At 72.7% G+C, this 26,172-nt stretch carries 21 protein-coding genes and 1 pseudogene; 12 read left to right on the forward strand and 10 right to left on the reverse strand.

Annotated elements, in window-relative coordinates; translation table 11 throughout:
* Window positions 1–254: 254 nt before the first annotated feature.
* Genes OG985_RS40860 through OG985_RS40875 form a run of 4 tightly spaced genes read left to right on the forward strand, consistent with a single transcriptional unit; the run spans window position 255 to window position 6,902 of the window.
* Window positions 255–1,427 (forward strand): ROK family protein, encoded by a 1,173-nt coding sequence (locus OG985_RS40860; RefSeq protein ID WP_371673434.1) that lies wholly within the window; start codon window positions 255–257, stop codon window positions 1,425–1,427.
* Window positions 1,428–1,470: 43 nt separating this feature from the next.
* On the forward strand, window positions 1,471–3,297 hold the full coding sequence (locus OG985_RS40865; protein ID WP_371673435.1) for a carbohydrate-binding protein: 1,827 nt from the start codon (window positions 1,471–1,473) through the stop codon (window positions 3,295–3,297).
* 21 nt (window positions 3,298–3,318) lie between these two features.
* The gene (locus tag OG985_RS40870; protein WP_371673436.1) at window positions 3,319–5,688 is read left to right on the forward strand and encodes a glycoside hydrolase N-terminal domain-containing protein; all 2,370 of its coding nucleotides are present in this window, start codon (window positions 3,319–3,321) and stop codon (window positions 5,686–5,688) included.
* Window positions 5,685–6,902: an SGNH/GDSL hydrolase family protein gene (locus OG985_RS40875; RefSeq protein WP_371673437.1), complete on the forward strand. Its 1,218-nt coding sequence runs from the start codon at window positions 5,685–5,687 to the stop codon at window positions 6,900–6,902. The genes OG985_RS40870 and OG985_RS40875 overlap by 4 nt, the downstream gene beginning before the upstream one ends.
* Window positions 6,903–6,929: 27 nt before the next feature.
* On the opposite strand, the gene OG985_RS40880 is transcribed toward OG985_RS40875, so the two are convergent.
* From OG985_RS40880 to OG985_RS40900, 5 genes are all read right to left on the reverse strand, one after another.
* Entirely contained in the window at window positions 6,930–9,887 is a 2,958-nt protein-coding gene (locus OG985_RS40880) for an AAA family ATPase (protein ID WP_371673438.1), read from the reverse strand.
* A 65-nt stretch (window positions 9,888–9,952) separates the two neighbouring features.
* Window positions 9,953–10,303, reverse strand: a complete 351-nt coding sequence (locus OG985_RS40885) for a UBP-type zinc finger domain-containing protein (RefSeq protein WP_371673439.1) — start codon at window positions 10,301–10,303, stop codon at window positions 9,953–9,955.
* Window positions 10,300–11,757 (reverse strand): ATP-binding protein, encoded by a 1,458-nt coding sequence (locus OG985_RS40890; RefSeq protein ID WP_371673440.1) that lies wholly within the window; start codon window positions 11,755–11,757, stop codon window positions 10,300–10,302. The genes OG985_RS40885 and OG985_RS40890 overlap by 4 nt, the downstream gene beginning before the upstream one ends.
* A complete protein-coding gene (locus tag OG985_RS40895) occupies window positions 11,754–13,430 on the reverse strand; it encodes an FAD-dependent oxidoreductase (protein ID WP_371673441.1) in 1,677 nt (558 codons plus the stop codon). The genes OG985_RS40890 and OG985_RS40895 overlap by 4 nt, the downstream gene beginning before the upstream one ends.
* Window positions 13,431–13,552: 122 nt before the next feature.
* Complete coding sequence (locus OG985_RS40900) at window positions 13,553–13,906, reverse strand: VOC family protein (RefSeq protein WP_371673442.1); 354 nt, start codon at window positions 13,904–13,906, stop codon at window positions 13,553–13,555.
* Window positions 13,907–13,964: 58 nt separating this feature from the next.
* On the opposite strand from OG985_RS40900, the gene OG985_RS40905 reads away from it, so the two are divergent.
* The gene (locus OG985_RS40905) at window positions 13,965–14,837 is read left to right on the forward strand and encodes a universal stress protein (protein ID WP_371673443.1); all 873 of its coding nucleotides are present in this window, start codon (window positions 13,965–13,967) and stop codon (window positions 14,835–14,837) included.
* Window positions 14,838–14,856: 19 nt separating this feature from the next.
* Here OG985_RS40905 and OG985_RS40910 read toward each other — a convergent pair whose 3' ends face one another.
* Window positions 14,857–16,092, reverse strand: a complete 1,236-nt coding sequence (locus tag OG985_RS40910; RefSeq protein WP_371673444.1) for a DUF4032 domain-containing protein — start codon at window positions 16,090–16,092, stop codon at window positions 14,857–14,859.
* A gap of 28 nt (window positions 16,093–16,120) precedes the next feature.
* Window positions 16,121–16,867, reverse strand: a complete 747-nt coding sequence (locus tag OG985_RS40915) for an MBL fold metallo-hydrolase (protein WP_371673445.1) — start codon at window positions 16,865–16,867, stop codon at window positions 16,121–16,123.
* 83 nt (window positions 16,868–16,950) lie between these two features.
* Between OG985_RS40915 and OG985_RS40920 the strand changes: the two genes are divergently transcribed.
* A complete protein-coding gene (locus tag OG985_RS40920; protein ID WP_371673446.1) occupies window positions 16,951–17,121 on the forward strand; it encodes a hypothetical protein in 171 nt (56 codons plus the stop codon).
* On the opposite strand, the pseudogene OG985_RS40925 reads toward OG985_RS40920, so the two are convergent.
* Both OG985_RS40925 and OG985_RS40930 read right to left on the reverse strand, forming a co-directional pair.
* A pseudogene (locus OG985_RS40925) lies at window positions 17,061–17,669 on the reverse strand (acyltransferase family protein); the annotation flags it as partial. The gene OG985_RS40920 and the pseudogene OG985_RS40925 overlap by 61 nt on opposite strands.
* A 91-nt stretch (window positions 17,670–17,760) precedes the next feature.
* A complete protein-coding gene (locus tag OG985_RS40930; protein WP_371673447.1) occupies window positions 17,761–18,387 on the reverse strand; it encodes an alpha-ketoglutarate-dependent dioxygenase AlkB in 627 nt (208 codons plus the stop codon).
* Window positions 18,388–18,520: 133 nt separating this feature from the next.
* Here OG985_RS40930 and OG985_RS40935 point away from each other — a divergent pair, with 133 nt between their 5' ends.
* Window positions 18,521–19,147 carry a TetR/AcrR family transcriptional regulator gene (locus OG985_RS40935; RefSeq protein WP_371673448.1) on the forward strand — a complete coding sequence of 209 codons (627 nt, stop codon included), beginning with the start codon at window positions 18,521–18,523 and terminating at the stop codon, window positions 19,145–19,147.
* 17 nt (window positions 19,148–19,164) lie between these two features.
* Window positions 19,165–20,838 carry an FAD-binding dehydrogenase gene (locus tag OG985_RS40940; protein WP_371673449.1) on the forward strand — a complete coding sequence of 558 codons (1,674 nt, stop codon included), beginning with the start codon at window positions 19,165–19,167 and terminating at the stop codon, window positions 20,836–20,838.
* A 22-nt stretch (window positions 20,839–20,860) separates the two neighbouring features.
* Here OG985_RS40940 and OG985_RS40945 read toward each other — a convergent pair whose 3' ends face one another.
* Window positions 20,861–21,211 (reverse strand): DUF488 domain-containing protein, encoded by a 351-nt coding sequence (locus tag OG985_RS40945; protein WP_371673450.1) that lies wholly within the window; start codon window positions 21,209–21,211, stop codon window positions 20,861–20,863.
* 172 nt (window positions 21,212–21,383) lie between these two features.
* On the opposite strand from OG985_RS40945, the gene OG985_RS40950 reads away from it, so the two are divergent.
* From OG985_RS40950 to OG985_RS40965, 4 genes are read left to right on the forward strand one after another with little or no spacing between them, the layout of a single operon-like run.
* Window positions 21,384–22,796: a M1 family metallopeptidase gene (locus OG985_RS40950; protein ID WP_371673451.1), complete on the forward strand. Its 1,413-nt coding sequence runs from the start codon at window positions 21,384–21,386 to the stop codon at window positions 22,794–22,796.
* A gap of 42 nt (window positions 22,797–22,838) precedes the next feature.
* Entirely contained in the window at window positions 22,839–23,588 is a 750-nt protein-coding gene (locus tag OG985_RS40955) for a L,D-transpeptidase family protein (protein WP_371673452.1), read from the forward strand.
* Window positions 23,589–23,606: 18 nt separating this feature from the next.
* A complete protein-coding gene (locus tag OG985_RS40960; RefSeq protein WP_371673453.1) occupies window positions 23,607–24,305 on the forward strand; it encodes a response regulator transcription factor in 699 nt (232 codons plus the stop codon).
* Window positions 24,302–26,134 (forward strand): ATP-binding protein, encoded by a 1,833-nt coding sequence (locus tag OG985_RS40965; protein WP_371673455.1) that lies wholly within the window; start codon window positions 24,302–24,304, stop codon window positions 26,132–26,134. Before OG985_RS40960 ends, OG985_RS40965 begins: the two co-directional genes overlap by 4 nt.
* Window positions 26,135–26,172: the final 38 nt, after the last annotated feature.

Genomic DNA, 26,172 nt, shown 5'->3' on the forward strand with positions numbered 1-26,172 from the left:
CCCAGCTCGCGTCGTACACCGATCCCCGATGGCGCAGCGATCCCCACAGTTCGGACCACACCGCGTCGTCCTCGGTGCCGCCGAGCCGGGCGAAGAGAAGAGGTATGTCCTCGGCGCTGCCGTAGGCGTGGGTCAGCTCGTGCCAACCGACCGTCGTCATGGGGGGATTGTGCCGCCCCGCGCTGACAACCGGCTTTCCGCGAATCCTGCTTCTTTTATTGACGACGGAAAAGAACACCCCTAGGTTTCCCGGCATGCGCTCGACCCCCCGTGCGGAGACGTTCCCGGCGAACACGCCGGCCGCCTCGCAGATCTTCACCACCGTCCTGTCCCAGGGCCCCCTCACCCGCCTGGAGGTGGCCCGACGGACCGGACTGTCCCCGGCCGCCGTCACCAAGGCGGTCCGGCCCCTGATCGAGGCCGGTTACCTGGTGGAGGACGTGGACGAGGACGCCCGCCCCGCGCTCGGACGGCCCGCGAACCTGGTCCGGGTCGACGGCGGACGGGCCCTGTTCCTCGGGATCAAGGTCACCGGCGACGAGATCATCGGCGTGCTGACCGACCTGTGCTGCCGCATCCGCGTCGCCCGCCACGTGCCGTTGCCCGCCCGCGACCCGAGGACGGTCCTCCGCTTCACCGCGGACCTGGTGGGGGAACTCCTCACCGAGGCCGACGGGTTCGGCGTCCGGGTGCAGGGCCTCGGCATCGCCGTCTCCGGCGACGTGGACCGCGGCGACGGGGTCGTCCGCTACTCCCCGTTCCTGGAGTGGCGCGACGTCCCCCTCGCCGAACTCGCCGGCATGACCACGGGACTGCCCGTCACCGTCGACAACGACGTGCGGGCCCTCACCGTCGCCGAGCAGTGGTTCGGCGCGGGCGCGGGGCTGTCCGACTTCGCCGTGGTCACGGTCGGCGCGGGCATCGGCTGCGGCCTCGTGGTGCACGGGCGGGTGGTCCACGGGGCGCACGGAGTGGCCGGTGAGATCGGCCATGTGACCGTCGACCCGGCCGGCCCGCTCTGTCACTGCGGCAACCGCGGCTGCGTGGAGGCCGTCGCGGGAGACGCCGCGATCGTCCGGCAGATCCGCGAGGCCACGGGCATCGAGGTCACCGACACCGCCCAGGCCGTGGCACTGGCCCACGACGGGCTCGCCGCGGCGCGCGCGGTCTACGCGCGGGCGGGCGAGGCGATCGGCCGCGGCATCGCCACCGTGGCCAACCTCCTCGGGCCCGAACGCGTGATCATCTCCGGCGAGGGCCTGGCCGCCTACGACCTCTTCGCCGAGCAGATCCGCGACGCGTTCGCCGCGGCCGCCTTCGGCTCCGCCGCCGAGTGCGACGTCCAGACCCGCCCACTGCCCTTCGAGGAGTGGGCGCGCGGGGCCGCGGCCACCGCGATCCAGTCCTTCATCACCGCAGACCACTGACCGGCAACCCACCCCGCACGACCGACCCCGGGAGGTACGACCCATGCGGTCACCCTCGTACTCCGTCATGCCCGCACGCGCCCTGAGAGCCGTGGTGGTCCTGGCCCTCACCGCAGGCGTCGCCACGGCCGTTCCCGCGGCGCACGCCGAGACCACCGGCCCCACCGGGACCCCCGCCCGGACCGCCGCTGCCGCTCTCGCGGCGAAGCCCTTCATGGGCTGGTCGAGCTGGAGCATGCAGTCCTCGAAGTACCCCGGCCTCAACCCGGACGGCGACTACAGCTACCTCACCGAGGCGAACGTCCTCAAGCAGACCGACGCCCTCGCCGCCAAGCTGAAGAACTTCGGCTACGAGTACGTCAACATCGACGCCGGCTGGTGGCGCGACAAGACGTGGAAGCCGGGATTCGACCGGTACGCACGCCAGCAGGCCGACCCGGTCCGTTTCCCGAGCGGCATGAAGGCCGTCGCCGACCACATCCACGCCAAGGGCCTCAAGGCCGGCATCTACCTGCCCGCCGGCCTGGAGAAGGAGGCGTACGGCGGCGGAAAGGTCCCCGTCCTGGGGGCCGACGGCTGCACCACCGCCGACATCGTCTACGGCGACCTGCGCACCACCAACGGCTGGGACAGCTCGTACAAGCTCGACTTCTCCCGCCCCTGCGCCCAGAAGTACATCGATTCCCAGGCGCAGTTGATAGCCGGCTGGGGCTACGACTTCCTCAAACTCGACGGTGTGGGCCCCGGCTCCGGCAAGAGCGGTGACCAGTACGACAACGTTGCCGACGTGGCCGCGTGGCACCGGGCGATCGCCGCCACCGGCCGCCCCGTCCACCTCGAGGTGTCCTGGTCCCTCGACATCGGACACGCCGCCGACTGGAAGAAGTACTCCAACGGCTGGCGCATCGACACCGACGTCGAGTGCTACTGCAACACTCTGGTCAGCTGGGAGAACTCCGTCGACGACCGCTGGGACGACGCCCCGGCCTGGACCCGTCACGCCGGCCCCGGAGGCTGGAACGACCTCGACTCCCTCGACGTGGGCAACGGCGACATGGACGGCCTCACCAAGGCCGAGCGGCAGAGCTACACCACCCTGTGGGCCATCGCCAAGTCCCCCCTGTACACCGGCGACGACCTCACCCGCCTCGACTCCTACGGCCTGTCCCTGCTGACCAACCGCGAGGTCATCGCCGTCAACCAGGGCGACACACCGCCCGCACGCCCCGTCACCCCCTCCGACGCCCAGCAGGTGTGGGCCGCGAAGAACCCCGACGGCACCTACACCGTCGCCCTGTTCAACCTCGCCGACGCGCCCGCCGCCGTCACCGCCTCCTGGGCCTCCCTCGGCTTCACCGGCAAGGCGGCCGTGCGGGACCTGTGGAACCACGAGAACCTCGGCAACCACGACAACAAGGTGACCCAGGCCCTGCCCGCCCACGGCTCCCGTCTGTTCACCGTCACGCCGCGCGGCGGTGCGCTCACCTGGACCGGGTACGAGGCCGAGTCCGCCGCCAACACCCTCGCCGGGAACGCCTCGGTGGCCGACTGCTCCGCCTGCTCCGACGGCCACAAGGTCGGCAACCTCTACCTCGGCGGCAAGCTCACCTTCAACAAGGTCGTCGTCGACAAGGCGGGCACCTACCAGGTGAAGGTCGCCTACATCAGCGGCGACGCCCGGTCGGCCGACGTCCTCGCCAACGGCGGCGGCGCCACCCGCCACACGTTCCCCTCCACGGGGGACTGGGGGACCACCGGCACGGTCAGCGTCCCCGTCACGCTCAAGGCGGGCACCAACACGATCACCATCGACAGCGGTTCGGGCTACGCGCCGGACATCGACCGGATCGACGTACCCAAGTCGTCCTGAACGATCCTCCAGGAGCCCGCCATGGAACTCGACCCCTCAGACCTGCTGCCCAGACGTGACCTGCTCGCTCTGGCCGCGGCCACCGGCGCCCTCACCGCCCTGCCCGCCTTCACCGCGTCGGCCGCGCCCCGGCGGCCGCTCGACTCGCCCGCCATCTCGAGCAGTTCACGAAACGAGCTGTGGTGGCAGGCGCCCGCCGACGACCACTCGATGATCGAACAGGGGCTGCCCGTCGGCAACGGCCGCCTCGGCGCCCTCGCGGGCAACGACCCCGGCCGCGAACGCCTCCTGCTCACCGACGCCACGATGTGGACCGGCGGCCTCAACGACACACTCGACGCCGACGGCCAGTTCCCCTACGGCCGCGGCGACTTCGGTTCGTTCACCCTGCTCGGCCGCCTCTCCGTCGACCTCCCCGACCACGACCTGTCCGCCGTCTCCGGTTACCGCCGCACCCTCGACCTCGCCCAGGGCCTGGTGACCACGTCGTACGTCCGCTCCGGGGTGACCTACCGGCGGACGATCTTCGCCAGCCGCCCCGACGACGTGATCGTCCTGCACTTCACCCAGAGCGGCGGCGGCCGCTACACCGGCACCGTCACCCTGGACGGCACCCATGGCGAAACCACCTCCGAACGGCTCTCGTTCGGCGCGGCCTTCCCCAACGGCCTGACCTACGGCGCCGCCGTCACCGCCCACGGCACCGGCGGCCACGTCACCGTCAGCGGCTCGCACATCGCCTTCTCCGGATGCCGGGACCTCACCGTGGTGGTGAGCGGTGGCACCGACTACGCGCCCGACGCGGCCAAGGGCTACCGTGACCCCAACCTCGACCCCGAGCGCCTGGCCCGCGCCAAGGTCCGGGACGCGGCCGCCCACCCGGCGGACACCCTGCTGCGCACCCATGTCGCCGACCACCGCGCCCTGTTCGGGCAGTTCGACATCTCGCTCGGCACCTCGTCCGCCGGGCAGCGCTCCCTGGACACCTGGGAGCGGCTGAAGGCACGGGCCCGGGACGGCGAGGCCGATCCCGAACTGGAGGCGGCCTACGTACAGTTCGGCCGCTACCTGATGATCTCCGGATCACGCGGCAGCCTCCCGCTGAACCTCCAGGGACTGTGGCTCGACGGCAACGACCCCGACTGGATGGGCGACTACCACACCGACATCAACATCCAGATGAACTACTGGATGGCGGACCGGGCGGGCCTGTCGACGTGCTTCGACGCGCTCACCGACTACTGCCTCGCCCAACTCCCGTCGTGGACCGAACTCACCCGCACCCACTTCAACGACCCGCGCAACCGCTACCGCAACTCCACCGGCAGGATCGCCGGCTGGACCGTCGCCATCTCCACCAACCCGTACGGGGGAGGCGGCTGGTGGTGGCATCCCGCAGGCAACGCCTGGCTGTGCGCCGGCCTGTGGGAGCACTACGAGTACACGCAGTCGCACACCCATCTGGAGAGGATCTACCCGCTGCTCAAGGGCGCCTGCGAGTTCTGGGAGGCGCGGCTGCTCACCACCACCCTCCCCGGCACCTCGAAGGAGGTGCTCGTCGCCGACAGCGACTGGTCGCCCGAGCACGGGCCGCTCGACGCCAAGGGCATCACCTACGCCCAGGAACTGGTGTGGGCGCTCTTCGGCAGCTACTGCACCGCGTCGGCCCGGCTGAAGCGGGACACCGGGTACGCCGCCACCATCGCCGCTCTGCGCAAGCGGCTGTACCTGCCTCGGGTGAGCCCGAAGACCGGCTGGCTGGAGGAGTGGATGTCGCCGGACAACCTCGGCGAGACCACCCACCGTCACCTGTCGCCGCTGGTCGGTCTCTTCCCAGGCGACCGCATCCGCCCCGACGGCTCCACTCCCCAGGACGTCGTCGAGGGCGCCACCGCCCTGCTCACCGCGCGCGGCACGGAGAGCTTCGGCTGGGCGAACGCGTGGCGCGGCCTGTGCTGGGCCCGCCTCAAGAACGCGGAGAACGCGTACCGGCTGGTCGTCAACAACCTCCGCCCGTCCAGCGGCGGAAGCAACGGCACCGCCTTCAACCTCTTCGACATCTACCAGGTCGAACAGGGCCGTGGCATCTTCCAGATCGACGCCAACTTCGGGACCCCGGCAGCGGTGATCGAGATGCTCGTGTACTCCCGGCCGGGCCATCTGGAGCTGCTGCCGGCCCTTCCCGACGCCTGGTCCGCGGCCGGCAGCCTCAGCGGGGCCGGCGTACGCGGAGGCTTCGTCGTGGACCTGCGCTGGAAGGACGGGAAACCGACCGAGGCCCGGATCCGCAGCGTGGGCGGCCGGACCACGACCGTCGCGTTCGGGTCTGCCTCCCGCACCGTGACCCTGCGGCCCGGCACGTCGGTCACCCTGAAGGACCTCGACCGGTGAGCGGCGGCCGGGCACGCGCGTGCCGACTGCTCGCCGTCGCCCTGACGGCGGCCGTCCTGCAGGCCACCCCTGCTCCGGCCGCGGAGGGTCCGCCGGACGGTGTGATCACCTGGGGAGCGAGCGCGGACCGTCTGGGCGAGGGCGTCGCCGACCGCGGCTACCGCATGGTCGTGCGCACCAGCGTCGCCGGCAGCGACCTGCGCATCCGGCTCTCCAACGCCTTCGGCGACCGCCCCGTGACGTTCGACAGCGTGTACGCCGGACTCCGGCGGGAGGGTGCCGCACTGGTCCGCGGCAGCAACCGGCGGCTGACCTTCGGCGGGGCGCGCTCGGTCACCGTTCCGGCCGGCCGGACGGTCTACAGCGACCCGCTGCCCGGACGATGGGCCGCGGCGGCCGACCTGGTCGTCAGCATCCACTCACCGGACGCGGCGGGCCCGGCCACCGGCCACGGGATGGCCATGCAGACCTCGTACACGGCACAGGGCGACCACACCGCCGAAAACGACGGCGCCCGGTGGACGGGGACCGTCGGCTCCTGGTTCTACCTGGACGCCGTCTCGGTACGGGCCGACACAGGCACGCGGGCGGTCGTCGCGCTCGGCGACTCCATCACGGACGGCTGGCAGTCCAGCACCGACCTCGACCGGCGCTGGCCCGACTACCTCGCGCGCCGGCTCCGGCAGGCGGACACCGACCTCAAGGGGGTCGCGAACGAAGGCATCTCCGGCAACAAGGTGCTGGCCGACGGCGCCGGACAGAGCGCGCTGAGCCGGCTCGACCGGGACGTCCTGTCCCAGCCCGGCGTACGCACCGTGTTCCTCTTCGAGGGCGTCAACGACATCAAGGCACACACCGGTGTCACCGCCCAGGACCTGATCGCCGGCTACCGGGAGATCGCCGAGCGGGCGCACGCGGCCGGCAAGTGTGTCGTCGGCGCGACCGTCGGCCCCTTCAAGGGCTGGTCCGAATGGGACCCGGCCGGCGAGGCGGTACGCCGGGACGTCAACGAATTCATCAGAAGCGGCGGGGAGTTCGACGCCGTCACCGACTTCGACCACATCCTGCGCAGCCCCTATGACCCCGAGCGGATCCTGCCCGTCTTCGACGGCGGCGATCATCTGCACCCCAATGACAAGGGAATGCAGGCGATGGCCGACGCCGTCGACCTCACGAGCCTCGACTGCGGCACAGCACACCGCGCCGACCGCTGACGAGGGCTGACCGACGGACCGGCCGGGTCACGGAGAGGTCGCCGACTCCGGTGCGATCAGCCCGTCCCGGTAGGCGATCGCGACCGCCTCCGTGCGGCTCGCGGCACCCACCTTGGCGAGGATGTTGGACACGTGCACGCTCGCCGTCTTGCCGCTGATGAACAACTCCTCGCCGATCTGCCGGTTGCTGCGGCCCCGGGCGAGGAGCCGCAGCACGTCCTGCTCGCGGGCGGTGAGCGCGGGGGCGCGGTCCTCGGCGGACGGACCGGCGGGTGCCAGGCGGCCGCGGCGGATCAGGGCGTCGGCCCGCTCCAGCAGGGGAGTGGCGCCCAGCCGGACCGCCGTGTCCCGCGCCGCGCCCGCCTCGGCGGCCGCCTCCTCGCGGCGCTCCGCCGTCAACAGCGCCTCGGCGAACCGCAGTCGGCAGCGCGCCCGCTCGTAGTCCTCGCCGTAGTCGAAGGCGGTGACGGCCCTCGCCCAGGCTTCCGCGTCCGGCCCCGACACCGTCCGCGTCCACTCCGCCTCGGCGCGCGCCAGCCACGCCTGTCCCTCCGGGCCCTGGACGTTGCCGTCACCGCCGTGCGAGGCGGCGTCCCGCGCCGACGCCACCAGGCCGGTCGCCGTCTCCGCCCAGCGGCGGGCCCCCGCCTCGTCGCCGCCGGAACGCAGTTCGGCGGCCCGGTCGGCGACCGCGGACAGGGCGAGCGCGGCCAGCCGGACCGTGACATCGGGCGGTGTGCCCGCGTCGTCGGTGAGCGCGGCGACGGTCGACCGCATCCGCTCCACGGCCGCCTCCGCGTCACCCCGCAGCGCCGCGGCATCGGTCAGCACGATGCCCGCGACCAGCGTGCCCATCCAGTCGAACCGGCCCTCCAGCAGCGTGCGGGCGCGGTCCTCGGCGGTGCCGTCGCCGCGCGCGAGAGCGACGGACAGCGCGGGCCCGGCCGTGTACCCGGCGGCCGCGGGCAGTACCTCGGCGTCGGAGGCGGCGGCGCGCAGGCACTCGTCCCAGCGGCCCAGGGTGTACAGCACGAGCAGCCGCAGGTACCGCATCTCCAGCGGGTACGGCGAGGACAGCAGACCGGCGCGGCGGGCCCGGTCCAGCCCCTCGGTCAGCCAGGGCAGACAGGCGTCCAGGTCACCGGCCTCGAAGGAGCCGATCGCGATGCTGAACAGGGCGCGCATCTCCACCGGCGCGTTGCCCGCGCTCCGGGCCAGTTCCCTGGCCTCGCGCAGCCCCCGGAGTCCCTCCGGAGTGCGGCGGCCGCCCTCCTCGATACGGGCCAGGGAGATGAGCAGGTCCGCCTGGGCGTCCGTGATTCCCAGCTGTTCGGCGACGCTCAGGGCCTGCCGGGCGACCCGCAGCGCGGTCTCGTTGTCACCGACCTGGCGCGCCGCCAGGACGTGCGTGGCCGCGGCCCACACCCAGGTCCGGGAGGGAGGTTCGGCGGGGATCATCGCGAGCGCCTCGCTGCTGTAGGCGAACGCAGCCGACTGGCTGTCGACGCTCATCAGGTTGCCGGCGAGCGTGTACCGGACCCGGGCGGCGAGCTCGGAGTCCGTGTCCCGGCCGATGCCGGCGAGCGCGGAGCGGGTCAGGGACACCGCGCGGTGCGCCTCCCCGGCGTGCGCGGCCGCGGCCGAGGCGCGCAGCCTGAGCGTCACGCTGTCGGCGCCCGCCGGGCGCGCGGACGGATCCACTGCCGCCCACAGGTCGAGGGCCGACTCCAGGTGCCGTAGCTCCTCGGCGGGCGCACCGACCCGCTGGGCGTGGTCGGCGGCCTCCAGGGAGGCGGCGAGTGCCTCGGTCAGGTCGTGGCTCTCGCGGTAGTGGTGGGCACGTTCCGCCGCGCTCTCCGCGCGGTTGCCGCGCCCGTCGAGCAGCCGGGCGAACGCGCCGTGCAGCCGGGCCCGTTCGCCCGGCAGCAGATCGGCGTACACCGCCTCGCGGGCCAGGGCGTGGCGGAAGGAGTACGTGTCGTCGTGCCCCGGCACCAGCAGTTGCCGTCCCAGGGTCTCGCGCAGCGCCGTCTCCAGTTCGTCCTCGGGCAGGCGTACCGCGTCCCGCAGCAGGTCGTGCTCGACGCGGCGACCGGCGACGGCGGCGGTGCGCACCACCTGCTGGGCGGTGTCGGACAGCTGCTCGAAGCGGATCAGCAGGACGTCGGCCAGGCCGCTGGGCACCCCGCCGGCCTCCGGGTCCGTCGCCGCGAGCAGTTCCTCCGCGTAGAAGGCGTTGCCCTCGGCGCGCTCGACGATCCGCCGGACCGTGGTGTCCGGCAGCGGACGGTCCTCCAAGGCCCGCACCAGCCGGGTCACCTCGGCGTCGCCCATGGGCCGCAGCTCGAGCCGCTCGACGGCGGGCAGCCGCACCAGCTCGGCCAGCAGCGGACGCAGCGGGTGCCGGCGGTGCAGATCGTCCGCGCGGTAGGAGGCGAGCACCGCGAGCCGGTGGGTGGGCGCCCCGCCCGCCGGCCGCTGGAGGATGCCCCGGCTGAGCAGGAACCGCAGTAGATCCCGGGACGACTGGTCGGCCCAGTGCAGGTCCTCCAGGACGAGGAGCAGCGGCGCGACGTCCGCCAGGTCGGCCAGCAGCCCGGCCATGCCCTCGAACAGCCGCAGCCGACCGCCCACGTCCCGTCCGGCGTCGGTGCCCGCGCCCAGCAGGCGGTCCACCACCGGATGCGCGGCGAAGGCGTCCGCGAAGCGCTCCTCGACGGCGAGCACGCCGAGGATCTCGGTGAACGGCAGATACGGCAGGCCGACGTCCCCCAGGTCGACGCAGTGCCCGGTGAGCACGGTCATGCCCGCACGGGCCGCCTGTCCGGCCGCCTCGTCCAGCATCCGGGTCTTGCCGACCCCGGCGTCCCCGGCGATCAGGACGGCGCGCGCCTCGCCACCCCGGGCACGCTCCAGCACACCGGCCAGGTGAGCGAGTTCGTCCTGCCGGCCGATGAGCGGTGCGGTGAATGAGGTCGGTGACACACAGCCATCCTGGCACGCGGTACGGACATCGGTTCTGCGGCCAGGGGCCCGGCCCGCCGGCCGGCTCAGCGCAGAGTCTGCGCCCAGTCCGCCGGCACCCGTCCCGCCGGGCCCGGCGCCGGCTGCTCCGCGGGGTGGCTGACGGGCGGCGCGAGGTCGGGGCCCGACTCGTACATCTCGGAGGTCGCGTAGTCCCAGAACCATTCCTCGCCCGGTTCGAAGCTGCGGACCACCGGATGACCCGTGGCCGCGAAGTGGGCGGTGGCGTGCTTGGCGGGGGAGGAGTCGCAACAGCCGATGTGGCCGCAGGTCGCGCAGCGCCGCAGGTGGAACCACCACCCGCCGTCCGCGTCGCACTCGACGCAGCCGGTGCCGCTCGGCGGGACGCTCGGGTCGATTCCGGTGTCGCTGGTCATGCGGGCTCCTCGGGCGGGTCGTTCTCGGCTGCGGTGAGGGGAAGGAGGACCTGGAACCGGGTGTCGCCCGGCTCGGACTCGACCTGGAGCGTGCCGTGGTGCTTGTTCACGACGATCCGCCAGGAGATGTCCAGGCCCAGCCCGGTGCCCTCGCCCACCGGCTTGGTGGTGAAGAAGGGGTCGAAGATCCGGCCGCGGATCTCCGCCGGCACCCCGGGGCCGGTGTCGCGGAACTCCACCAGGAGCTGCTCGCCGACGAGCGCCGTCCGCACGGTCAACGTCCCTTCCCCGTCGGTGCTGTTGATGGCGGAGACCGCGTTGTCGATCAGGTTAGTCCACACCTGGTTGAGCTCCGCCGGGTAGGCCGGGATCTTCGGGAGCGTGCGGTCGTACTCCTTGACGACCTTGATCCGTGATCCGGTCTTGCCCGAGAGCATCAGCAGGGTGCTGTCGAGGAGATCGTGGACGTCGGCGTTCTGGTAGGGGGCGCGGTCGAGCTGGGAGTACTGCTTGGCGGCGTCGACGAGGTGCGAGATGCGGGTGGTGGAGTCCTCGATCTCGTCCATCAACAGCTCGGTCTCGACGGTGTAGTTGAGCCAGCCGATGGCGCTCGGGAGGATCTCCGGGTCCACGGCCGCCGCGACCTGGTCCAGCCAGTCCAGGTCGAGCCCGGCCTGCACGAAGGTGGGGGCGATCCGCCAGCCCTCGGGGATGTCGTGGTCGTCGAGCCAGTCGCCGACCGCGTCCTCCCGGTCCGAGGCCTCCAGCGGGGTCAGCACGGGTGCCTTCGCCACGCGTTCGGCGGTGCGTTCCTGGATCTCGATCAGGTTGGCCAGCGCCTCCCGGGGGAAGGGGCCGGAGGAGATGACGGCGAGTTTGTGCCGCATCTTGCCCACCCGCTCCCGCAGGGTGGCGGTGGCCCGGACGGCCGCCGCCGCGGGGTTGTTGAGCTCGTGCGTGAGGCCGGCCGACAAGGAGCCGAGCGCCAGCAGCCGTTCGCGCTGCCCGATGGCCCGCTGGGTGCTCTTCGAACCGAAGAAGAGTCCCTCCAGCAGATGCACCGCCATCGGGAACCACTCCTGCATGATGCTCGCGAAGATGTCCGAGGGCAGCACGAAGAACCGGGTCGGTTCCGTCACCCGCATCGAGTTGTTGTAGACCTGCCGCACCCGGTCACCGAGATACGCCTGCATGGCCCCCGCGTACACCCCGCTCTGGGAGGTCCGGGAGACCTCCACGTCGTCGGCGCCGACCCGGCGGGACAGCACGACCGTGCCCTCGATCATGACGAAGAAGCAGGTCGCGGGCTCACCCTCGGTATAGACCGGCCCGGGCTCGAACAGCTCCACCCGCCCTTCGCTGCACAGCCGGCCGAGTTGCTCCGAGGACAGCTTCTCGAACAGGAACAGCGCCCCGATCTCCTGCGGGCTGCACGGCACGCACCGCCCGCTCACGACTGCTCCAGATAACGGTGGACGAGCATCACGGCCATGGCTCCCTCTCCGACGGCGGACGCGACCCGCTTGGCGGACTCCGCGCGGGCGTCCCCCGCGACGAACACGCCGGGAATGTTGGTCTCCAGGTGGTACGGCGGCCGGTCCAGCTCCCAGTCCCCGGGAGGTCGTCCGTCGGGGGTGAGGTCGGGCCCCGCGAGGATGAACCCGTTGTCGTCCCGCAGCACCGTGCCGTCCAGCCAGTCCGTCAGCGGGGCCGCGCCGATGAACACGAACACCCACTGCGCGTCGACGAGTTCGGTGTGACCGCTCTCCACGTCGCGCAGGGTCAGCTGCTCCAGGTGGTCGGGGCCGTGCACGGCGTCCACCACGGTGCCGCAGCGCACCGAGATGTTGGGCGCCTCGCTGATCTGCTGGATCAGGTAGTGCGACATCGACGCGGCCAGCGAGGGCCCGCGCACCAGCAGGGTCACCGACTTGGCGCCCCTGGACAGGTACATCGCCGCCTGCCCCGCGGAGTTGGCGCCGCCCACGATGTACACGTCGTGGCCCTGGCAGGCGGCCGCCTCCGTGAGCGCCGAGCCGTAGTAGACCCCGCAGCCGGACAGGTCGTCCGCGCCCGGCGCGTCCAGCTGCCGGTAGGACACGCCGGTCGCCAGGATCACGCTGTGCGCGGCGATCGCCGAGCCGTCGGAGAAGCGCACGGTGCGGGCCGCCCCGTTGGCCTCCAGGCCGGTCACCTCGCGCGCGGTGAGGATCTCGGCGCCGAACTTCCCGGCCTGCCGCCGGGCCCGGTCGGTGAGCTGGGCGCCCGAGACGCCGTCCGGGAAGCCGAGGTAGTTCTCGATCCGCGAGCTCTGCCCCGCCTGCCCGCCCGTCGCCGACCGCTCCACGAGCACGGTCCGCAGCCCCTCGGACGCCCCGTACACCGCCGCGCCGAGTCCGGCCGGGCCGCCGCCGATGACGACCAGGTCGTAGAAGTCGGCCGTCGGTGTGGTCGCCAGCCCCACCCGGGCGGCCAGCTCGGGTGCCTCCGGCTCGACGAGGGGGGAGCCGTCCGGAGTGATCACCAGCGGCAGCCGCTGCCCGTCCGCTCCCGCGGCCGCCAGCAGCCGCCGGCCCTCCGGCTCGTCGGCGGAGTACCAGCGGTACGGCACCTGGTTGCGGGCCAGGAACTCCCGTACGTCCGAGGAGCGCGCCGACCAGCGGTGCCCGACCACCTTCGTGCTGGGCACGGACCGGTGGTCGCTGGCGCGCCACGCCTCCAGCAGGTCGTCCAGGACCGGGTAGAGCTTCTCCTCGGGCGGGTCCCAGGGCTTGAGCAGGTAGTGATCGAGGTCGACGACGTTGATCGCGTCGATCGCCGCGTTCGTGTCCGCGTACGCGGTCAGCAGGACCCGCCGCGCGCCCGGGTACACGTCCAGGGCCTGCTCGAGGAACTCGATGCCGTTCATCTGGGGCATCCGGTAGTCGGCCAGGAGCACGGCCACGAGATCGCCGCGCAGCTTGAGCTCGCGCAACGCCTCCAGCGCGGACTCGCCGGACTCCGCGCGCACGATCCGGTACGACTCGCCGTAGCGCCGCCGCAGGTCCCGGGCGACGGCACGGGAGACTCCCGGGTCGTCGTCAACGGTCATGATGACGGTCCGCGCTGCGTCCGCGGCCTGTGCCATACGTCTCCACCCCGAGTGTTCGGATGCTCGGCACGGCGTCCCCGTCCCCACCGCGCCGGTTCCCGCCCATCGTATGTTCGATCGTCCCGCTTCGCTCGGACATGGCGGAGGGGGCCCGGGCCTCAGCCGCGGCGCGGCCTCAGCACGCAGAACTCGTTGCCCTCGGGATCCGCGAGGACCACCCAGGGCTGCTCGCCCTGGCCGATGTCCACGCGGCGGGCGCCGAGGGCGAGCAGGCGGGCGACCTCCGCCTCCTGGTCGACGGGCCGGAAGTCGAGGTGGAGGCGGTTCTTGACGGTCTTCGCCTCCGGGACGGGTACGAACAGCAGGCCCGGCAGCCGGTCCGGCGCGGGCCGGATCTCGAACTCGTCGGGGAGGTCTCCCACCACCACCCACCCGAGCGCCTCGGCCCACCAGCGCCCCAGGGCGTGCGGGTCGGCGGCGTCCACGACAAGCTGCTCCCACTCCAAGGTCATGTCTCCAGCGTAGTGAAGACTGGTCCGTACGAAGTGACCGTTACAGGGAGGGCACCGCATGACGCGCCGGATCACGGCAGGGGTCGACGGAACCGAGGAGAGCCTGGCCGCGCTGGCCTGGGCGGCCCGGGAGGCGGTCCGCCGCGGGCTCGCGCTGCGGGTGGTGCACGCCTGGCAGTTCGAGCCGTACGAGGCGATCGGAGCGGCGGATCCGGACACGGAGGCCGGTTGGGTGCGGGACATGCTGGCCGAGGCCGCAGGCACCGTCACCGGACACCATCGCGGGCTCGAGGTCTCCACCGACGTCCTCGAGGGCAGCCCCGTCGAGGCGCTGGTCGCCGCGGCGGCGGAGGCGGAGGTCCTGGTGCTCGGCTCGCGCGGCCACGGACCGGTCGTCGGTTTCCTGCTCGGCTCCGTCGGACAGCAGGTGATCGCCGAGGCGGGCCGGCCCGTCGTCCTGGTGCGGGCCGGGGACGAGCCGGCCGCCGAGGCGTCCGGCCGGGAGATCGTCGTCGGCCAGCAGGGTGAGCCGGACGATAGCGCCGAGGCCCTGCGGTTCGCCTTCGAGACGGCCGCCGCGCGGGGCGCGACCGTCCGGGCGGTGCGGGCCTGGACCCTGCCCCCGGTGTTCGCCTACAGCCCGGGCTCCCTGAAGCTCCTCGACGAGGCCGGCGGCCTGGAGCCGTACGAGAAGAAGGCGCTGGAGGAGGCGTTGCGGCCGTGGCGGGAGCGCTTCCCGGACGTCGCGGTGGTCGAGCACGTGGAGATGGGCAGTGCCGGACAGGTGCTGCTGTCGCTGGCCGGACGGGCCCAGCTGATGGTCGTCGGCCGGCGCGCCCACCGCACCGCCGTCGGAGCCCGGATCGGTTCGGTGGCGCACGGCGTGCTGCACCACGCGGGCTGCCCGGTCGCCGTGGTTCCGCACGGCTGACCCGCCGCGCGCGAGCGGGTCACTCGGGTGTCGTGGGCACCAGCGTCTCGCGCGCCTTGGGCAGGATGTTCCGGAGGTAGTCCTCGACGACCGCGTCGAGCGCGATGTCGTGCTGGGCCCGCTCCGACAGGTACCAGCGGTGCTCCAGGAGCTCGTGGTAGATCTCCGCCGAGTCCATGGAGCCGCGCAGCTCCAGCGGCACGGCGCGCACGGTGGGGCGGAACACGTCCCGCACCCAGCGGTGGGCCAGTACCTCCGGGCGGGCCGCGAGAGGGTCGCCCGGGGCGTAGTCGTCCTGGGTGGCCATCCAGCTCTCCAGGTCGTTCAGCAGCCGCCGGGCCTGGTTCTCCTCGGTGTCCAGGCCGGTCAGGCGCAGCAGCTGGCGCTGGTGGTGGCCCGCGTCGACGACTTTTGGCACGAAGGTGACGGTGTCGCCGTTCGACGAGTGCTCGATCTGCATCTCGGCGACGTCGAAGCCGAGCTCGTTGAGGCGCCGGATGCGGCGCTCGATGTAGTGGTACTTGCCGGCCGGGTAGACGGAGACGCGGGTCAGTTCCTGCCACAGGGCCCCGTAGCGTGCGCAGATCTCCGTGCCGAACTCGATGGGGTCCACCGAGGGGTGCAGCGCCCCGGACGCCTCCAGGTCGAGGAGCTCGCCGCTGATGTTCACGCGGGCGAGGTCGAGGTCGTACTCGCGCTGTCCGGTGCTGAGCTGGGGATGCAGGTCGCCGGTCTCCGCGTCCACGAGATAGGCGGCGTACGCGCCCGCGTCGCGTCGGAAGAGGGTGTTGGACAGCGAGCAGTCGCCCCAGGCGAATCCGGCCAGGTGCAGCCGGACCAGGAGCACGGCCAGGGCGTCCATGAGACGGTGCATGGTCGCCGGGCGCATGGTCGTCTCGAACATCGAGCGGTACGGCATCGAGCCGCCCAGGTGCCGGGTGATCAGCACCGGCTCCAGCGGCTCACCGTCGCCGGCGGCCCGGCCGGTGACCACGGCCAGCGGGTCGACGGCGGGGATGCCGAGCCGGTCCAGGTCGCGCAGCAGCTCGTACTCGCGCAGCGCGGGCCGCTCGGCGAGCTCCTTGACGGCGATCACCTCGTCGCCGGCGCGGGCGTAGCGCACCACGTGGCGGGAGATACCGCGGGGCAGCGGGACGAGGTACTCCTCGGGCCACTCCTCGAGGGGGAGGTGCCAGGGCAGTTCGAGGAGGAGCGCCGGGTGCTCCGGGTTGGTCGCGTTGATCTGCAGGGCCATGGCCCGACCTTAGAGCCTGTGCCGGCTCTCAGACGGCCCGCTCCCGGGCCAGTGCCGCCGCCTCCCGTACGGAGCCCCGGTGCACGGGGCCGTGCCCCGGCAGCAGGATGTCGCCGTCCAGGTCCTCGAACGCCGTCAGTGAGGCCACCGCGCGGGCACGCTCGTGGTGGAACATGTCGGGCAGCAGCTGCGGGCCCTTCGTCCGGGACGTGGGGTGGCCGCTGACCAGGGCGTCGCCCGAGATCACCACTCCGGTGCCCGGGAGGTGGAACGCGCAGTGCCCGTCGGTGTGACCGGGTGTGGGGACCGGCACGGGCCGGCCCGGCAGGTCGAGCGGGCCGGCCGAGGGGAGGGGCTCGGGAGCGGTCACCGGGACCTCGGTCGTGCCGCCCGAGCGGATCGCGTGCAACGCCCACGGCAGCACACCGGGCCGCCAGCCGTTCCTCAGGACGGTTCCGACGGAGACCTGGTGCAGGAACTCGCGCCGGGCGTGCGGGACTTCGGCCTCGTGCAGGTACACGGGCGTGCCGTAGGCGGCGCGCAGGTACTCGGCCGAGCCCAGGTGGTCGTTGTGGGCGTGGGTGACGAGCACGGCCGAAACCGCCTCGGGTGAACTCCCCACCGCCGCAAGGGAGGCGAGCACCCGCTCCCGGTCGCCCGGGTAACCGGTGTCGACCAGCGTGACGGCGTCGCCCTCGGTGAGGATCACCCAGTTGGTGTTGCTGCCGTGCACCAGGTAGGTGCCGTCGGCCACTTGCCGCACATCCGTCTGCATGATCGTCCCGACTCGTGAGGTCCCAGCCCGACGGACCCAGCAAAGCAGACCAGGAACGGGGCGGGGTCGGCGGGTGCGGTCGCATGCCGAACAGGAAGCGGGTGACCGGCGTCCGGCGCACCGCGTACTCGTGGACCAGGAGGATCACCGCGAGCGACGCCGCCACGATCACCGCGTACTTGACGGCCATGGGCGCGGACCACCCCACCACCGCGTACGCGAAGCCGACCACGACCGGCTGGTGCAGCACGTAGAGCGGCAGGGTGGCGACCGCGAAGCAGGCGAGGAGAGGCCCGGGGGTGCGGGAACGGGGTCCGTGCGGTTCGCGGGACCGGTCGAGCAGCCCGAGGATCGCCATCACCCAGCACCAGCCGGCGGCCCCGAACAGGGCGCGTGTGCACAGGGCGAACGCGGTCCGTTCCGTGAACGGGGCGTCCAGGGCCGTGAACCCGGGCGCGGTGCCCGCGAACAGGATCAGTCCGAGCACGCCGACCGGCACGGCGAGGCGGCGCGTCCCGGCGCGGATCCGCTCGTCGTCGGCCAGTGCGTAGCCGTGGACGAAGAACAGCAGGTAGGCCCAGCGGTTCCAGCCCGCGTAGTTCTCCTCCATGCCGAGGAACGCGTCGATCGCGGCGAGCGGAAGGGCGGGCAGCAGGAGCAGGACGGGCCGGCGTGCCATCGCGTCGCCGGCCCGCCGCGCCGCTTTCGCCACGGGCGCCGCGACCGGGGCGAGAAGCGGGCAGAAGGCGAGGAGGAGGACGACGAACCACAGGTGCCCCGTCTCGAAGGGCTCCCCCTGCACGACGAACGGGAAGTTGCCGAGGAAGGGCTGCCTCCGGCACCGTCCGCCGGAGGCAGCCCCCGCGCGCGCCCGAGGCAGCCGCCCTGCTGTCTCAGCGCACGCCGTGCGGGCGGAACTGGATGCTGATGCGCGGCCCCGCGGCGCGCGTGCTCTTGGGGACGGAGTGCTCCCAGGTCCGCTGGCAGGAGCCGCCCATCACGATCAGGTCGCCGTGTCCGAGCGGGTGCCGGACCGTGTCGCCGCCGCCCGTGGGACGCAGCAGCAGGTCGCGGGGCGCGCCGACGGAGAGGATCGCGACCATCGTGTCCTGGCGCGCGCTCCGCCCGATCCGGTCGCCGTGCCAGGCCACACTGTCGCGGCCGTCCCGGTAGTAGCACAGCCCGGCCGTGGTGAACGGTTCGCCCAGTTCCTCGGCGTAGTGCGCCGACAGCGCTTCGCGTGCCTCCTCCAGTACGGGGTGCGGCAGCGGGTCGTCCGCGCCGTAGAAGGAGAGCAGCCGGGGTACGTCGACGACGTGGTCGTACATCGTGCGGCGCTCCGCCCGCCACGGGACCTCGGCGGCCAGCTGCTCGAACAGCGCGTCGGAGCCGCCGAGCCACCCGGGCAGTACGTCGATCCAGGCGCCGCGGCCGAGGCCGGTCCGGTGCGTCCCGTCGAGGGAGCCGAGCCGCAGCTCGTCGGTCTGGTCGAAGAGGGAGCCCTGGAGGTGCCTGGTCATGACGCCAGCGTACTCCTCATTCGAATGTTTGTTCCATGTCGAATGCGTGAGGCGGGCCGAACTGCCCTCGCCCCGGACCTTTGGATACGTTGGCGTATCGGATACATTCACGTATCGAACGGGAGGACGGCAGATGGTGGTGCACGACTCGGCCCGGCGCGTGACCAGGCGCCGCGTCCACACCCGCGCCAGACTGCTGGACGCCGCGTTCGAGGTGTTCGCGGCCAAGGGCTTCGGCCGCGTCTCGATCGAGGAGGTCTGCGAGGCCGCCGGCTACAGCAGGGGCGCCTTCTACTCCAACTTCGACAGCCTGGACGAGCTGTTCTTCGCCCTCTACCGGGACCGGGCCGAACTGATCGCCCGGCAGGTGGCCGACGCTCTCGCCCTCGACGGTCCCGGACTCGACGTGCCCGCCGCGGTCGACCGGGTCACCGAGGTGCTCCTGCTCGACCTGGACTGGCTCCTGGTCAAGACGGACTTCCTGGTGCACGCGGCCCGGGACGCGGGCGTGGCGCAGACCCTGCTGGAGCACCGGGAAAAGCTGCGACAGGCGATCGCGGACCGGCTCGCCCGGGCCCGTGGCCACACCGAACTGCCCGCCGTCCTCGGCGACGTCGACGGCGCCGCCCGCGCCGTGGTCGCCGCGTACGACGGGGTCACCACCCAACTGCTGCTGGACAAGGACGTCGAGCACGCTCGCGCCTGGCTCGGTCAGCTGCTCACCGCGCTGCTGACCGACGGCAGTGGCAACCCCGGATGAAGAAGGGAACGGTCGCCATGGATGCGGACGTCATCGTCGTCGGAGCCGGCCTCGCGGGTCTGGTCGCCGCACACGAACTGACCAGCCGCGGCCGGAAGGTCGCACTGGTGGACCAGGAGAACGCCGCCAACCTCGGCGGACAGGCGTTCTGGTCCTTCGGCGGACTGTTCCTCGTCGACACCCCGGAACAGCGCCGCCTCGGCATCAAGGACTCCTTCGACCTGGCCTGGAACGACTGGCGGGGCAGCGCCCAGTTCGACCGGGTCGACGACGAGGACGCGTGGGCGGTGCGCTGGGCACGCGCCTACGTCGAGTTCGCGGCGGGGGAGAAGCGCTCCTGGCTCAGCGGGCACGGCATTTCCTTCCTGCCCACGGTCGGCTGGGCCGAGCGCGGCGACCTGCGGGCGCACGGACACGGCAACTCCGTACCCCGCTTCCATGTTGCCTGGGGCACCGGCACGGGTGTCGTGGAGCCGTTCGTCGGCTACGCCCAGCAGGCCGCGCGCGACGGACTGCTCACCTTCCACCACCGCCACCAGGTCGACGAACTCGTCGTCGAGGGCGGCGTGGCCCGCGGGGTGCGCGGCACCCTGCTGGCCGAGGACGGCTCGGCACGGGGCGTCTCCTCCAACCGCGACCGCGTCGGCGACTTCGAGCTCACCGCTCAGGCCGTCGTCGTCACCACCGGCGGCATCGGCGCCAACCACGACATCGTCCGCCGCTACTGGCCCGAGCGGCTGGGCACCGCGCCCGCCGAGATGGTCACCGGCGTCCCGGCGTACGTCGACGGGCGGATGCTGGACATCAGCGCGGACGCCGGCGTGCGGCTGGTCAACCGCGACCGCATGTGGCACTACACCGAGGGCCTGCAGAACTGGGACCCGATCTGGCCCGGCCACGGCATCCGCATCCTGCCCGGCCCGTCCTCGCTGTGGTTCGACGCCCTGGGCCGCCGGCTGCCCGACCCCTGCCTGCCCGGCTACGACACGCTGGGCACCCTGAAGCACCTGCGCACCACCGAGGACATCGCCGGCCACGACCACTCGTGGTTCATCCTCACCCAGAAGATCATCGAGAAGGAGTTCGCCCTGTCGGGCTCCGAGCAGAACCCGGACATCACCGCCAAGGACCGCGCGGGATTCCTCAAGGAGCGGGTGCTCGGCAAGGGCGCGCCGGGACCGGTCGACGCGTTCCTGCGCAAGGGCGCGGACTTCGTGACCGCCCCCGACCTGGAGCAACTCGTCGAGAAGATGAACGGGTTGACGGACAAGCCGCTGCTCGACGCGGCCGAGGTGCGGCGCCAGATAGAGGCCCGCGACCTGCAGATCGCCAACGCCTACAGCAAGGACTCGCAGGTCCAGGGCATCCGCAACGCCCGCCGCTACATCGGCGACCGCCTCGGCCGGGTCGCCACCCCGCACCGCATCCTCGACCCGGCGGCCGGCCCGCTGATCGGCGTCAAGCTGCACGTCCTCACCCGCAAGACGCTCGGCGGCATCCAGACCGACCTGGACTCCCGCGCCCTGGGCGCCGACGGGCACCCCGTCGAGGGCCTGTACGCGGCCGGCGAGGTGGCCGGCTTCGGTGGCGGCGGCGTCCACGGCTACAACGCGCTCGAGGGCACCTTCCTCGGCGGCTGCCTCTTCTCCGGCCGGGCGGCCGGCCGGGCCGCGGCCCGGCAGATCGCCTGACCGTGCCGGGCGGTCCGTCTCCTCACGCCCGCAGGAGACGGGCCAGCACCGACGCGTGACTCCGCTCGGGCGTCTTGACGGAGGTCAGCAGCGTCACGGCCCCCTCGTCGGTCAACGCGCGCAGCCGGTCCAGGGGTTCGGCCGCCTCGGGGGCGGCCAACTCCGCCTCGTAGCGGCGGGCGAACTCCTCGTAGGACCCCTCGCCCGTGTGGTACCAGCGGCGCAACTCGGCCGACGGCGTGAGGGCCTTGGGCCACTCGTCGACACGCGCCGCGTCCTTCGCCAGGCCGCGTGGCCACAGCCGGTCGACCAGGACGCGCACCCCGTCGTCCGGCTCGGGCGGTTCGTAGACGCGACGCACGCGCACGTTCACGGGCGGGGCCTTTCTGCGAGGACCGGCGGTGTGCCGGGAGCGTACTGCCGGGGCCGGGAGAGGGCGGCGCACGGCGGACGACGCGACGCGACTTGACCTGTTCGAGGGGGATTTCGAGCCGGTCGGCCCCTACGCTGAGGCGGTTGTCCACCCCCCATACCCAGGAGCGCATGTGACCCAGGCCCGCAGACGTACCGCAGTCCTCCGCCGTGAGGCTGTGATCGTCACCGTCCCCGTCGCCCTGGCGGCGCTGCTCGCGGCCGCCGGACCCGCCGCGGCGGGCACCATCGGCACCTCCGGCGTCGGTGACCCGTACTTCCCGCTCGCCGGCAACGGCGGCTACCACGTCGAGCACTACGGCCTGACCCTCGACTACGACCCGGCGAGCAGGCACCTCGACGGCAAGGCGGTCCTCACCGCCCGCGCCACCCGGAAACTGACGCGCTTCGACCTCGACTTCAAGGGCCTGAAGATCACCGGGCTCAAGGTCGGCCGGACCGTCGCCGAGTACCGGCGTTCGGGCCAGGAACTCGTCGTCACCCCGCGCCACACCCTGCACAAGGGCCAGGTCTTCAAGGTCACCGTCACGTACAAGGGCACGCCCAAGCCGGTCACCGACCCGGACGGCTCGCTCGACGGCTGGATCCCCACCGACGACGGAGCCTTCGTCGCCGGTGAACCGCAGGGCGCGATGACCTGGTTCCCGGCGAACAACCACCCGCTGGACAAGTCGTCGTACGACTTCACCCTCACCGTCCCCAAGGGACGCACCGCGGTCGCCAACGGCGTCTACCTCGGGTCGAGGACCGCGCACGGTGAGACGACGTTCCGCTGGCGCCAGCGGGAACCCATGGCCGCCTACCTGGCCACGGCGACCGTCGGGAAGTTCAAGGTCGAGCGGTACACCACGGCCGACGGCGTCCAGGTCTACAACGCCGTCGACCCGCGGGAGGCGGCTGCCGCCGCCCCCGTGCTGAAGAAGCTGCCCTCCGTCCTGAAGTGGGAGAGCAGGATCTTCGGGCCCTACCCGTTCCGCGCCGCCGGCTCGATCGTGGACCGGGCCCCGGACGTCGGGTACGCGCTGGAGACCCAGACGCGTCCCGTCTACGACTCGGCGCCCGACCTGAGCACCCTCGTCCACGAGAGCGCCCACCAGTGGTTCGGCGACTCCGTCTCGCTCACCTCCTGGAAGGACATCTGGCTCAACGAGGGCTTCGCGACCTACGCCGAGTGGCTCTACAGCGAGCAGCACGGCGGCGACAGCGCGCAGAAGTCCTTCGACGCGCTCTACGCGCGTCCGGCCGCCGACGACCTGTGGGCGTTCCCGCCCGGCGACCCCGGCAGCGGCGCGAACATCTTCGGCACCCCGGTCTACGCGCGCGGCGCGATGGCCCTGCACGAGCTGCGCACGGCCGTCGGCGACCAGGTGTTCTACCGCATCCTGCGCTCCTGGGCGACCGCCCACCGGGGCGGCCACGGGACGACCGCGCAGTTCGTGCGCCTCGCCGAACGCGAGTCGGGCCAGGACCTCGACAGCCTGTTCCAGACCTGGCTGTACTCTGCGGGGAAGCCGAACACCCCGTGAGAACCTGACGAGTTCCTCACATGCGTCGGTCAAGGTCGACTCATGATCACACGCACACCCCGCGTCGCGCTGCTCGCCGCGTCCCTGCTCCTCACGGGATGCGGCGGTGGCGCCGCGGCCGTCCCGGGCCCGGCGGCGGACTCCACCGCCCCGGTCCGGGCGAGTACGCCCGCGGCCACGCCCGAGGCGTCGGTCGAAGCGGCCCCGAGGCAACTGCCCGGCCTGGGACCCGACACCCTCGCGAAGGTGCCCTCCCGCTCCCGCCAGGCCGTCGTGGTGACCGGCCGCGGCAAGAACTCCCCGCTCTCCACCGTCGTCCTGTACGAGCGCACCGCGGCGGGCTGGCAGGCCGGGCCGAAGTGGCCCGCGCACAACGCCCTGAAGGGCTGGAGCGCCCGGCATCTCGCCGGCGACCTGCGCACCCCCATCGGCGTCTACACCCTCACCGACGCCGGGGGGCTGCTCCGCGATCCCGGGACCCGGCTGACGTACGACCGCGGGCCCGCCTTCACCTCACCCGGCACCGGCTTCGAGGGCGAGCCCCTGGCCGGTTCCTTCGACTACGTGATCGCCATCAACTACAACCGGCGGCCCGGTACGACGCCCCTCGACTGGACCCGCCCCCTCGGCGCGGGGCGCGGCGGCGGCATATGGTTCCACGTCGACCACGGCGGCCCCACGCACGGTTGCGTGGCCGTCGCCCAGGACCACATGAGGGAACTGCTGCTGGCGCTGGACCCGGGCCGGCATCCCGTCGTGGTCATGGGGGACGCCACGTCCCTCTCGCGGTGAGCGCCTAGGATCCGCGGAGTGTGCGCATACGTGCTGGTCGCCGAGGACGACGAGATGCAGGCCGAGTTGATCCGGCGGTCCCTGCTGGCAGAGGGGCACACCGTGACCGTGGTCCACGACGGGCGGGCCGCGCTGGACGAGGTCCGGCGGTCGCGGCCGGACCTGGTCGTGCTCGACCTGATGCTGCCGGTGATCGACGGCTTCGGGGTGTGCCGCGTGCTGCGCCGGGACGGCGACACCCCCGTCCTGATGCTCACCGCCCGCGGCGCCGAGGACGACGTCCTGCTGGGCCTGGAACTCGGCGCGGACGACTACATGACCAAGCCGTACAGCCCGCGTGAGCTGATGGCCCGTATCCGTACCGTCCTGCGGCGCAGCGGGCGGGCCACCGCCGACCGCCCGGACGATCCCGTCGTACGCGCGGCCGGGCTCGCCGTCGACCCCGAACGGCACGAAGTGCGGTGCGACGGGCGGCCGGTGGAGTGCACCCCCGCCGAGTTCGAGATCCTGCTCGCCATGACCGCCGAACCCGAACGGGTCTTCTCACGGCGGCAGTTGCTGGAGTGCACCCGCGGCACCGACCGGGCCTCCACCGAACGGGCCGTCGACGTCCACATCATGAACCTGCGCCGCAAGATCGAGCCGGACCCGCGCAGACCGGCCCGGCTGCTGACCGTGTTCGGCGTCGGCTACAAGCTCAGTGGCGGCCGCGCGTGAGCCGCCGGGGCGTGCCGCTGCGCAAGAGCCTGCTGGTGCGGCTGCTGATCGCCTCGGCCCTGATCGCCGTGTGCTCGGTGGCGGCGACGGCCTGGCTGGCGGTGGAGACCACCACCCGTGCCCTGCGGGAGGAGCAGGTGCAGGTCCTCGCCGACGACATGGACGTGCTCGCCCGGCTGAGCGGCTACGCCGCGACGCACGGGGACTGGAAGGGGGTCGAGCGGACCGTGCGGGCGCTGTCCGCGAAGACCGGCCGGCGCATCGCCCTCACCACGGTCGACCGGACGCTGGTCGCCGACTCCGCCCCGCGCGGCACGTCCCTGCCGCAGCGTGCCTCCGCCACCGTCGACCCGCTGCGCACCGACACCTACACCGAGCGCGGGGCCCAGCGCAGCGGCATCGACCCGCGGGTGGTGGGCCCGTACCGGCTGACGGTCCGAGAGCGCGCGGAGCTGGACGCCCTGGCCAGGGCCCGGCGGTCGTGTTTCGCGCGCAACGGTATCGAGACCGTCATCAACCGGACGCCGAGCGGCCGTCCGACCGTCGACGACGTGGACACCACGATCGCCGCCGGCTACGTGCCCGAGGAGTGCGCCGACGGGAAACTCAACACCCCGACCCCCACTGAGGAGACCGCCCTCACCGACCTCGCCCGGCGTGCGCGGGCGTGCCTGAAGCGCCAGGGACTCAGCGGCGGTGCACCGATGTACATCGGAGTCGATGTGACCGACTCCTCCCTCGGGACCCGCTACGTCCTGACCAAGTTCCTCAAGGAGGGCGACTCCGTCGGCGCGCGGGAGGCGCAGGCCTGCGCCGACAGCGCGCGCCGGGCCCAGCTCGACCCCTATGTCGCCCCGGTCGCCGAACTGTTCCTGGGCGGCGGGGACAGCATCGCGCCGCGCTTCGACGTGTCGCCGGCCAACAAGGCCAAGGTGGTCGGCGCCGCGGCCCTCGTCCTCGCCGTCACCGTCGCCGTGACGACGCTGGTCGCCACCCGGCTGGTACGGCCCCTGCGCGCGCTGACCGCGGCGGCCCAGCAGCCCCCCGAACAGCACGTGCGCGTCCCGGTCACGACCCGGGACGAGACCGGCATCCTCGCCGAGGCGTTCAACGAACTCGCCGAGCGCCGCGAACGCCTGGAGGTCCAGCGCAGGGCCATGGTCAGCGACATCGCGCACGAACTGCGCAGCCCGCTCACCAACATCCGCGGCTGGCTGGAGGTCACCCGCGACGGTGTCGTCGACCCGGACCCGGCCCTGCTCGGCTCGCTGCACGAGGAGGCCCTGGTGCTCCAGCGGGTCATCGACGACCTGCAGGACCTCGCCGACGCCGACGCGGGGACACTGCGGCTGCACCGCGAGCCCGTCCGCTGCGACGAACTCCTGGTCCAGGTCGCCGCCGCCCACCGGGTCGCGTTCGACGCGGCGGGCGTGACCCTGCGCACCACGGTGGAGGGGGCTCCCTGGGTGGACGCCGACCCCGTCCGGATGCGCCAGGCGGTCGGCAACCTGGTGTCCAACGCCCTGCGGCACACCCCCGCCGACGGCACGGTCACCCTGACCGCGCGCCGGGAGGGCGAGGACGTCGTCCTGGAGGTCACCGACACCGGGGCGGGCATCTCCGCCGACGATCTCCCGCACGTCTTCGACCGGTTCTGGCGCGCCGAGAAGTCCCGCAGTCGCCGCACCGGGGGCAGCGGCCTGGGGCTGCCCATCGTGCGCCACCTGCTCGCAGCCCACGGCGGAACCGTCCGGGCGGCGAGCGAACAGGGTGCAGGCAGCGTGTTCACGCTCAGACTGCGCGGCACGCCCGCACCGAAAGGGGACTGAGGACCCAGCCGGTTTCTCCCGTCCCGCACGGGTACTCC

Source organism: Streptomyces sp. NBC_00289 (genome assembly GCF_041435115.1).
Lineage (GTDB): Bacteria > Actinomycetota > Actinomycetes > Streptomycetales > Streptomycetaceae > Streptomyces.